The sequence below is a fragment of the Streptomyces sp. NPDC057654 genome (assembly GCF_042800135.1).
In the GTDB taxonomy this organism is placed as follows: Bacteria; Actinomycetota; Actinomycetes; order Streptomycetales; family Streptomycetaceae; genus Streptomyces.
In genome coordinates, this window is the sequence record NZ_JBHVHQ010000291.1 from 1 (window position 1) to 9,249 (window position 9,249).

General features: G+C 72.8%; 7 protein-coding genes and 1 pseudogene. 5 read left to right on the plus strand and 3 right to left on the minus strand.

From position 1 onward, the window contains the following. Positions 1-1,118: acetolactate synthase large subunit (locus ACFU99_RS21520; RefSeq protein WP_384394347.1), on the plus strand; the 1,118-nt coding region annotated here is incomplete at its 5' end. A gap of 101 nt (positions 1,119-1,219) precedes the next feature. Continuing rightward, a complete protein-coding gene (locus tag ACFU99_RS21525; protein WP_384394349.1) occupies positions 1,220-1,876 on the plus strand; it encodes an SGNH/GDSL hydrolase family protein in 657 nt (218 codons plus the stop codon). Positions 1,877-1,950: 74 nt separating this feature from the next. On the opposite strand, the gene ACFU99_RS21530 is transcribed toward ACFU99_RS21525, so the two are convergent. Both ACFU99_RS21530 and ACFU99_RS21535 read right to left on the minus strand, forming a co-directional pair. Then, a complete protein-coding gene (locus ACFU99_RS21530) occupies positions 1,951-3,327 on the minus strand; it encodes a hypothetical protein (protein WP_384394351.1) in 1,377 nt (458 codons plus the stop codon). Between the two features lie 10 nt (positions 3,328-3,337). Then, a complete protein-coding gene (locus ACFU99_RS21535) occupies positions 3,338-6,208 on the minus strand; it encodes a peroxidase family protein (RefSeq protein WP_384394353.1) in 2,871 nt (956 codons plus the stop codon). A gap of 360 nt (positions 6,209-6,568) precedes the next feature. On the opposite strand from ACFU99_RS21535, the gene ACFU99_RS21540 reads away from it, so the two are divergent. Both ACFU99_RS21540 and ACFU99_RS21545 read left to right on the plus strand, forming a co-directional pair. Further along, positions 6,569-6,820, plus strand: coding sequence for a hypothetical protein (locus tag ACFU99_RS21540; RefSeq protein ID WP_384394355.1), 252 nt, complete (start codon positions 6,569-6,571; stop codon positions 6,818-6,820). A gap of 3 nt (positions 6,821-6,823) precedes the next feature. Further along, positions 6,824-7,201, plus strand: a complete 378-nt coding sequence (locus tag ACFU99_RS21545) for a toxin Doc (protein ID WP_384394357.1) — start codon at positions 6,824-6,826, stop codon at positions 7,199-7,201. Between the two features lie 40 nt (positions 7,202-7,241). Here ACFU99_RS21545 and ACFU99_RS21550 read toward each other — a convergent pair whose 3' ends face one another. After that, on the minus strand, positions 7,242-8,660 hold the full coding sequence (locus ACFU99_RS21550) for a PLP-dependent aminotransferase family protein (protein WP_384394359.1): 1,419 nt from the start codon (positions 8,658-8,660) through the stop codon (positions 7,242-7,244). A gap of 76 nt (positions 8,661-8,736) precedes the next feature. On the opposite strand from ACFU99_RS21550, the pseudogene ACFU99_RS21555 reads away from it, so the two are divergent. Beyond that, positions 8,737-9,249: pseudogene (locus tag ACFU99_RS21555) on the plus strand (hypothetical protein); the annotation flags it as partial.

A 9,249-nucleotide genomic window follows, 5' to 3' on the forward strand; every position in this document is an offset into this window, starting at 1 on the left:
TCGCCACGCTGATCGTGCCCGCCGACGTCTCCTGGACGGACGGCGGCAAGCCGGCGCCCACCGGACTCGGCGTACGCTCCGGGGCCACCCCCTCCGACTTCGCGGCCGTCACCGCCGCGCTGACGTCCGGCGAGCCCGCCGCCATCCTCCTGGGCGCCGCCGCGACCCGCGGCCCGGAGCTGGAGGCCGCCGCCCGGATCGCGCGGGCGACCGGCGCCAGGCTGCTCTGCGAGACCTTCCCGGCCCGCCTGGAGCGCGGCGCGGGCGTCCCCGAGGCCGAGCGGCTCGCCTACCTCGCCGACGCCGCGTCCGCCCAGCTCGCCGGCCTGCGCCACCTCGTACTCATCGGCGCGGCCTCGCCCGTCACCTTCTTCGCCTACCCCGGCAAGCCCGGCGATCTGGTGCCGGAGGGCTGCCAGGTGCACACGCTCGCGCCGACGCCGGAGCAGGCGGCGCGGGCGCTGCCGTCGTTCGCTCACAAGATCGCGCACAAGATCGCGCCCGAGAGCGCGCCCGACGCGGCCCCCGAGGTCGCCGCCGCCCGCAGGCCCGACCGTCCCACCGGCCCGCTCACCGCCGAGTCCGCCGCCGACGCCATCGGCGCGCTGCTCCCCGAGGACGCGATCGTCGTGGACGAGTCCAACACCTCCGGCCTCTGGCTGCCCGGCGCCACCGCGGGCGCGCCCCGCCACGACTGGCTGACCCTCACCGGCGGCGCCATCGGCCAGGGCATGCCCGTGGCGACCGGCGCGGCCGTGGCCTGTCCGCGGCGGCCCGTGCTCTGCCTGGAATCGGACGGCAGCGCCATGTACACGATGCAGGCGCTGTGGACGCAGGCCCGCGAGAACCTCGACGTCACCACCGTCATCTTCGACAACCGCTCCTACGCGATCCTCAACCTGGAGCTCCAGCAGGTGGGCGCGGCGGCCGCCGGCGAGCGGGCCCGCGGCCTGCTGGACCTGTCCCGGCCCGAACTGGACTTCGTGGCGCTCGCCAACGGCATGGGCGTGCCCGCCGCGAAGGCCACCACCGCCGAGGAGTTCACCGCCCAGCTCGAACGCGCCCTCGCCGACCCCGGCCCGTACCTCATCGACTGCGTGGTGCCGCCCGTCGTCTGAGCGGGGATCAACGGGCACCGGCCTTTCGCGCGCACCGGTGCGTACTCTTCGGTACGGCCGCGCGAACGGCGCGGCGAAGAACCGAGCATCGGAGCCGCCATATGCCGGACAGCAAGCGCATTCTCTGCTTCGGGGACTCGCTCACCTGGGGCTGGGTCCCCGTGGCGGAGGGGGAGCTCTCCCGGCGCTATCCCTTCGAGGAGCGGTGGACGGGCGTCATGGCCGGCGCGCTCGGCGACGGGTACGAGATCGTGGAGGAGGGGCTCAGCGGCCGGACGACCTCCGCCGACGACCCCCTCGACCCCCGGCTCAACGGCTCCCGCTATCTGCCGTCCGCGCTCGCCAGCCATCTTCCGCTCGACCTCGTCGTCATCATGCTCGGCACCAACGACACCAAGGCGCACTTCGCCCGCACGCCCTACGACATCGCCATGGGAATGGCCGTGCTGCTGAGCCAGGCGGCCCAGTCGGCGGGCGGCGTCGGCACGGGCTACCCCGCGCCCCGCGCGCTCGTCGTCGCGCCCCCGGCGCTCGGGGAGCTCACCGGCCCGTGGCGGGGCGAGGTCTTCAAGGGCGGCAAGGAGAAGTCCGCTCGGCTCGCGGTCCTCTACCGCGCCCTGGCGGACGCCTCGGGCGCGGCCTTCGCCGACGCCGGGGAGTTCATCACCACCGACGGCAAGGACGGCGTCCACTTCACCCCCGAGAACAACGAGGACCTCGGCCGCGCGCTGGCCGGCGTGGTGTCCTCGCTGCTGTAGCGCCGTAGCCGCCCGCGTTCGAGGGCCGGACCCCGCGCCGGGGACCGGCCCTGAACGGCTCTCGAACGGCCCGGTCAGCCGTGGCCGTCGCTCTCCCACAGGCCCGCGTGCCTGCGGTGCGCGTCCGCGACGCCCTGGTTGAAGAACCGGTCGTAGTACTCCAGCTCCACATGGTGCGCCTGGAGCCAGACCCCCGGCACATGGATCGCGTCCGTATGGGCGGGGAACCGGCCGTGCGTGTCGAAGATGTACGAGCAGATGTCGCGCGCGCACTCGATGACCCGCTCGTCGTACTCACTGGCCTCCGCCAGATAGCGCTGCCCGTAGTCCTCCTTGTAGATCCGGGCGAAGACGTCCTTGTCCGTGTACGTGCCGCCCGGACCGAACTTCGATCGGATCACCGCGTCCACGGCCGCCGGCATCGACGCCTGGTAGGGCGGGCACGCGGCCTCGATCAGCCGCTCGCCGCCGCGCTCCAGGCCGACGGGGTGGGATCGGGTGTTCGCGTACTTGGGCAGTGGTACGTGCCAGCGCCAGATGTCCGCCAGCCGCCAGCGCGGGGTGACGAACGAGAAGCCCAGCATCCGCCCGTACAGCCGGGAGAACTTCGGGTCGCCCAGCGCGATCTGCGGGTTGATCGAGGCGTGGATCCACGCGCCCAGCCCCATCGCGTCCGCGACGAGCATCAGGTTCTGGAGCAGCAGATCCGCCTCGATCTGGGTCCGCAGCGGGCCCAGCGCCCCCAGCGGGAGCTTCAGATCGCCGTTGAGGAAGCCGTTCTTGACCCACTTCTTCACGCCCGCCGGACGGTAGAAGTTCCGGTCGTCGACCAGCGTGGGCCGGGCCCCGTCGGGCTGTGTCAGCAGATACATCAGCCCGTTGATGTACTGGTGCGAGAGGTCCACCACCGGGAAGAAGACCGTGCTGCCCGGCAGGTTGGACAGGAACCGGTTCGAGTCGAGATAGGCGGGGAAGTCCCGCAGCCCCTCGGCCACGTCGAGCCGGGAATCGAGCACCTTGACCTTCGCGAGGCGGGCCCGCTCGATCAGGTTCGCGGCGTCGAACGGCACGTCCGGCGCGGGCGGCAGCTTCCGCAGGAAGTATGTGCCGCTGTCGTCGATCATGAAGAAGTGGGTGCCCTGGGCGTTGTCCGGACTGCCCGCCGCCCGGCCCGCCATCGTCAGGTTGGGCTTCGACATGATCGGCTTGCCGTCGCGCGGGTCCTCGAACGGCCGGTCCGGCATGGTCAGCCCGGTGCAGCCGGTCAGCGCGATCAGCACCGCCTGCTCCAGCTCGCCCAGCGGCTCGGGCGAGTTGGGGGAGTGGTAGGTCATCGACCCGGCGGAGACGGACGCGCCCCGGCTCACCCGGTGCGTACGCCGCCGCCACACGGTCTCCAGCAGGGGCCGGACGAGCAGGTCGTCCAGCCCCTCGTGCGCTGCTGTGCTCATCGCCGTCCTCTCAGCCCTCGGCGCCGGGACCCCGCGCCGGTTGAACCGGCCGCCAGGGGGCGAAGGCGCTGCCGTGCCGCGGCAGCATGGCCGCCAGCTCCGGGCAGTGCCGCAGGATGACCGAGTTCATCGAGCCGTGCTCCACCCAGTCCATGCCCAGCGGGGTGTAGACCTCGGGCCGGTAGTCGACGGTCAGGAACCGGTCGCTCTGGAGCCGCCGGGTGGCCATCAGGATGAAGATGCGGAACGCGGTGTCGCTGAACCCGAAACCGGTCGGCGGGTTCTCGGCGAACAGACCCACCATCGTGTCGATCTCGTCGACCGAGCTGTACACCTCCTTGAGGCGCGCCACCGTCCGCGGGTCCTCGGTGAGCTCCTCGAACCGCCGGATGCGCTGCTTGCGCAGCCCGGCCCGGAAGTCGTTGTACCGCGGCACGCCGCGCCGCCGGGTCCGCACCAGGTCCACGACGGACAGGTCGATCACCTCGCCGTCGCGCTCGAAGTGCTGGAGCGCGCGCGGGAAGTTGTTGAGGGTGATCGCGCCGGGGTGGGCGATGCCGAAGGAGTACAGCGAGTCGGTGAGCCCCGTCTTGCGGGCCACGGACTCGGCCGCGGTGCCCTGGATGTCGTTGAAGCCCAGGGTCTCCAGCCGCTGCCCGAAGTGGTGCTCGCGCATCTCGAAGTCGTCCGGGATCAGCGGGTGCATCCGGTAGACGGTGACGAAGTCCTCGGTGAGGGAGTACGGCACGTCGTTGTGGTCCGGCAGCGTCTGCGGGATGCCGGTGAGCGCGTGCGCGTCCAGCAGCCACAGGCCGAGCTTGCTCAGCCAGTTGTCCGGCGGGCCCTCCCAGTTGGTGTGCAGCCCGATGTCCAGGGCCTCGGTGGCGAGGATCGCCGGAGTCCACTCGATCGTGTGGATTTTCGCGATCAGCGCCGAGACCACCAGCCGCGCGGTCTGGTATATCCGCTCCTCGCTCATCGTCGGGTAGGCGTGCCGCAGCGCGCCGCAGACCGCGTTGTGCTCGCGCGCGAAGAGGGTGTGCATCATGCTCAGGCCCAGCCACCAGTTCTCGCTGAAGCCGGTGAGCGGGATGCCGTCGTGCCCGACGGGCAGATGGCCCTCCTCCAGACGCAGCGTCGCGCCGCCGTCCGCGTCCCGCATCGAGCGCGCCGTCTCCTCGTTCTCGCCGTACACCTCGGAACCGTCCCACCAGTGCGAGGCGGTGTTGGAGAAGAGGATCGGCGGCCGGTTGCCGGGCTGCTCGACGCCCTCGTTGTCGGCGAACCGCATCACGTTCTCGGGCGGCCCGCCCGGCGTGTTGTGCCAGTCGGGGCTGCCCGGCGGCAGCGCCACCTCGACGTTCCGCTTGCCCGCCGGGTAGCGCCGGTGGTTGACCCAGTCGTGCACCTGGAACTGGATCCAGGACGCGGCGAGGATGTTCAGCGAGGTCGCGGGCCGGAACTCCTCACGGGTCAGCAGCTGCCTGCTGACGGTCACCGGGTTCGGGGTGTCGAAGAGGTCCGGGCGGTAGTCCGGCTTGAGGTTGCGGCCGAAGGACGCGCCGACCGCGCCCATCTGGGGGGCGGAGAGGTCGTTGGACGTGCCGTCGTACGTACGCGCCGTGCGCGCCTGCTCGTCGACGGGCGGCGGTACGGACACGGCCTGCGGCGGCGCCTCGCGGACCTCCGTGTCGATCAGGTTGTACCGGCGCAGCGCCTGCCGCAGCGCGACCAGGTTGAGCAGGCTCAGCTGCAACGGCAGCTTGTGCCACGGCACGAACCGGTTCACCAGCCGGAAGACGGCCCGTACGGGCACCCCGAGCACCACGTTGCGGCGCGGCTCGACCGTCATGAACCGCAGCCCCAGCCGGTGCGCGCTGCTCGCCTCGTACGCGACCTTGCGGGCCCGGTTCAGGTTGCCCAGCGGACGGAACTCGTCCGTGGTGTACCAGGGGTTGAACGCCAGCTCCTCGACGCGCCGCGCCGCCGAGCGGGCCTCCGCGGTGTCGATGTCCTGCGCGGGCAGCGTCAGCACCGCGACCGGCACCACCGCCGCCACGCTCTCCTTCCACTCCACCGCGCCGTTCTCGATGGGCGTGCGCCGCTCGTCCACGAACCGCTGCACGCACAGCTCGAACGCGACGTCGCCGCCGGTCAGCCGCTGCGCCAGCTCGCGCCGCAGATAGCCGGGGTCGGCGTGGTCCGCCTTCGGCGCGGGCGGCGCGCCGGGGGCGGGGCGCAGCTGGTAACGGACCGGGCCCGCCTCGCCCCACAGGATGGCGCCGCGGCTCCAGTACGTCTCCGCCGCGAGGCTGTCCACCTTGCGGCGGGTCGCCGCCTGCACATTGCGCCGCATCCGGGTCGCGGCCGTCAGACCCACCGCCAGCGGCAGCTTCACCAGCAGCCCGAACGCCTTCTGGAGCGTGCTGCCGGCGCCCGCCATGGCCTTGGCGAAGGCCACGAACTCCCGGGCGTCGCGGGCGTGCGACACGGGGAAGTTCGTGGTCAGCAGGTCGTGGCTCTCCTCCGCCGACACCTCGACGCGCACGGCCGCGCCGCGCATGTCGCCGGTCGCGTCGTGCTGCGGGATGCCGCTCGCGTTCGACAGCCGCACCAGCGCCGGATACTCGGCGCCGGGCTGGGCGAAGCCCGCCCGCAGCGGCGCCGGCAGGTCGTCGAGGAACCGCAGCCGCGCGTTCTCCAGCCCCAGCACCGCCTTGGCGTGGAAGGCCCGCTGCGGGTGCGCGGCCCCGCTCGTCTCCTTGTTCTTGAGCTGTACGCGCATCAGCTCGCGGGCGAGCCGCTCGAAGACCAGCCGTTCGGCCTCGGGACTGCCGCCTTCGTAGTGTTCGTAGTGGTCGTGCTGCCCGGTGTCGGCCATGGGACGTGCCCTCCGTTACGGGAGCAGGGGGCAGTGACGCTACTCGCGCGGATTGGCTTGCCACAGATGAGGTTTCGGGCCTCCTTGTGGATCTCGGCGGCGCGCGGCCGGGGCCCGGCCCCCGGCGGGAAATCGCAGCTCGGCGGGGGCGCTCGCGCGGCTGTGCGGGCGCCGGGGCAGGGCGGGCGGGGACGTCCTATCCCAGCAGCCACACCAGGCCCGCACCCGATGGCCGGTGTTCGCGTCCGCCCCGGCCCGGCTCGCTGCGCACAGCCGTGGGGCGCACCTCCCAGTACCCGTGAATATTATCTCTGACCTGCACTTATTGATGACGGGGTACCTGAGCAGTACGGTGGCCCCATGCCAGCCCTGAATGTGGACTTCCCCGACCAGGAGCTCCAGGAGATCCGGGAGATCGCCCAGGAGCGCGGGATGACGATGAAGGCGTTCGTCCGCGCGTCGACGGCCGATGCCATCGCGCACCACCGGGCGCTCAAGGAGGGCGCGGAGGTCTTCCGCCGGGTCTTCAACGACCCCGACCTCGCGGCCGCCATCGCCGACGCCGGGATAGACGACGGTCCCACCACCGGCACCTCCGGCCGGGCCGCCTGATCCATGCTCCCGATCCTCCACATCGACGTCCGCTGGCTGCTCACGCAGCACGAGATCGCGCTCCCCGACCAGCCCGTGATCTCCGACTTCTCCGCCCTGGTCGCCGCCGTCGCCCGGCACCGCGTCGACCCGCCCCGCCTCGGCGTCGACTCCGACCCCGCCTGGCGCGCGGCAGCCCTCCTGCACACCCTCGTGCTGCTCAAGCCGCTGCCCGCCTACAACGTGCGGTTCGCCTGCGCCGTCACCATCTCCTACATGCATGCCTCGGGCGAGGGGCTCGACGACCCGTACGGCGAACTGGTCGAGCTCACCAAGGAACTGGCCGCCGGCGACAGCGACGTCTTCGCGGCCGCCGACCGCATCCGCTCCTGGCGGCTGTGAGGGCGTCGGCGAGGGCGTAGGCGCGTGGGGGCCGTTCGGCTCACCGGCGGGCCGCTCCCGGCCGGGCGCCTCCGGCCAACTCGATGAGCTGGTCGAGCGCCGCGTACACGGTGCTCCTCGGCAGACGGCTGTAGCCGACGATGACGCCCTGGGTGCGCGGCGGCCCGTGCCAGAACGGGGCGAGCCCCAGGAGCGCGAGGGACCGCTGCCGGGCGCGGACGATCAGCTCTTTCTCGTCCGGGACGGACAGCACGGCGTGCAGGCCGGCGGGGATGCCGGTGAGCGGCAGCCCGGCGGCGACGAGATGGTCGCGCCTACGTCCGTACTCACCGCGCGTACGGCGGACCTGCCGGTCGAAGTGGCCGTCGCGGATCAGCTGGGCCAGCGCCAACTGGTCCAGCGGCGGCGCCTGCTGGCGCGCCACCCGGTCGATCACGGGCCTGCACAGCCGGGGCGGCAGCACGAGCCAGCCGAGCCGCATCGCGGGCGCGAGGGCCTTGGATGCGGTGCCCCCGTAGACGACCCGCGCCGGATCGAGGGCCTGGAGGGCGCTGACCGGCTTGCGGTCGAAGCGGTACTCGCCGTCGTAGTCGTCCTCGATCACATAGCCGTCCACGCGCCGCGCCCACTCGACGAGCTTCCTGCGCCGCGCCGGGCTCAACGTGACGCCCATGGGGAACTGGTGGGCCGCGGTCGTGAGCACCGCACGGGCCGGGGTGGCGGCGAGCGCGGTGATGTCGAGGCCGTCCGCGTCCACGGGCACCGGGTGCACGGTCAGCCCGGCCCGCGCCACCACCGTGCGGTGCACGTCCAGACAGGGGTCCTCCATCGCGATGTCCCGCAGGCCCAGGTCGTGCAGCGCCCCGGCCACCAGGCCGAGGCCGTCCGCGAATCCGCTGGTCACCAGCGTCTGCGCGGGGGTGGCCAGCACATCGCGGGCCCGGCCGAGGTAGTCGGTGAGCGCCCGCCGCAGCTCGGGGCGGCCCCGCGGATCGCCGTACCCGAACACCTCCGCGCCGGAGTGCGTCGCGGCTCGTACGGCCGCCGCCCAGGCCCGGCCGGGGAAGAGCGACGGGTCCGGGACGCCGGGGCGCAGATCCCACCGCACGGGGGCCGCGGCCGGGTACGGGCCCGGGATCGGGACCGGGTCGGCGGCGGGCGCCGCGGCCGGCCTGCCCGGGCTGCTGTCGCCCCCGCTGCCCCCGCTGCCCCCGCCGTCACCGCCGCGGGCGATCCGGGCGGGCGCCCCCTGCCGGGTGATCAGCCAGCCTTCGGCCGCCAGTTGCGCGTACGCCTCGACGACCGTACCCCGGGCGACGCCGAGTTGCGCGGCGAGGGCGCGGGTGGAGGGCAGCGGATCGGCCGCCCGCAGCCGGCCGGTCCGTATCGCCGTCCGCACGGCGGACTCGACCGCGACTTTCAGCGGCAGACCGGGTTTCAGGTCCAGATGCAGATCCATGACTGGTCCATTCCGCAAGGCGCGTACTGGTCCAGATTAGTGGACCAGTCGCAGAGGGCGAACCTACGGTCCCCGTATGAATTCACAGCCGCGGAAAACGCAGGACGCGACGAGAGGGCGGGCGGTGGAGCACCTGCACCGCCGGATACAGGGCGCGGGCGAGAGCGATACGGCCTGGCGGATCGTCACCGTCGTGGCGCGCCTCGCACTGGCCGCCGCCTTCCTCTCGGCGGTGGCCGACCGGCTGGGGCTCTGGGGCCCCTTCGGCACCAACACCGTCGCCTGGGGCACCTTCGACGCCTTCGTGACCTACACCGGAAATCTCGTTCCCTACCTCTCGGGCGGTCCCCTGCGGGCCGCCGCCGTGCTGGCGACCGTCGCCGAACTCGCCCTCGGCCTCACGCTGCTCCTGGGCGTGGCCGTGCGCTGGTCCGCCTGGCTGAGCGCGGCGCTGCTGCTGGTCTTCGGCCTGTCGATGGCCGTCTTCGTGCACCCGGAGAACCCGCTGGCCTTCTCGGTGTTCAGCGCCATGTCCGCGTCGGTCATGCTGGCCATGGCACCGCGCCAGGCCATGGTGTTCACCGTGGAC

Excerpts from the sequence above, each read along its gene's own strand:
- ACFU99_RS21525 (WP_384394349.1), top strand. The coding sequence starts at position 1,220 with ATGCCGGACAGCAAGCGCATTCTCTGCTTCGGGGACTCGCTCACCTGG.
- ACFU99_RS21540 (WP_384394355.1), top strand. The coding sequence starts at position 6,569 with ATGCCAGCCCTGAATGTGGACTTCCCCGACCAGGAGCTCCAGGAGATC.
- ACFU99_RS21550 (WP_384394359.1), bottom strand. The coding sequence starts at position 8,660 with ATGGATCTGCATCTGGACCTGAAACCCGGTCTGCCGCTGAAAGTCGCG.
- ACFU99_RS21530 (WP_384394351.1), bottom strand. The coding sequence starts at position 3,327 with ATGAGCACAGCAGCGCACGAGGGGCTGGACGACCTGCTCGTCCGGCCC.
- ACFU99_RS21545 (WP_384394357.1), top strand. The coding sequence starts at position 6,824 with ATGCTCCCGATCCTCCACATCGACGTCCGCTGGCTGCTCACGCAGCAC.
- ACFU99_RS21535 (WP_384394353.1), bottom strand. The coding sequence starts at position 6,208 with ATGGCCGACACCGGGCAGCACGACCACTACGAACACTACGAAGGCGGC.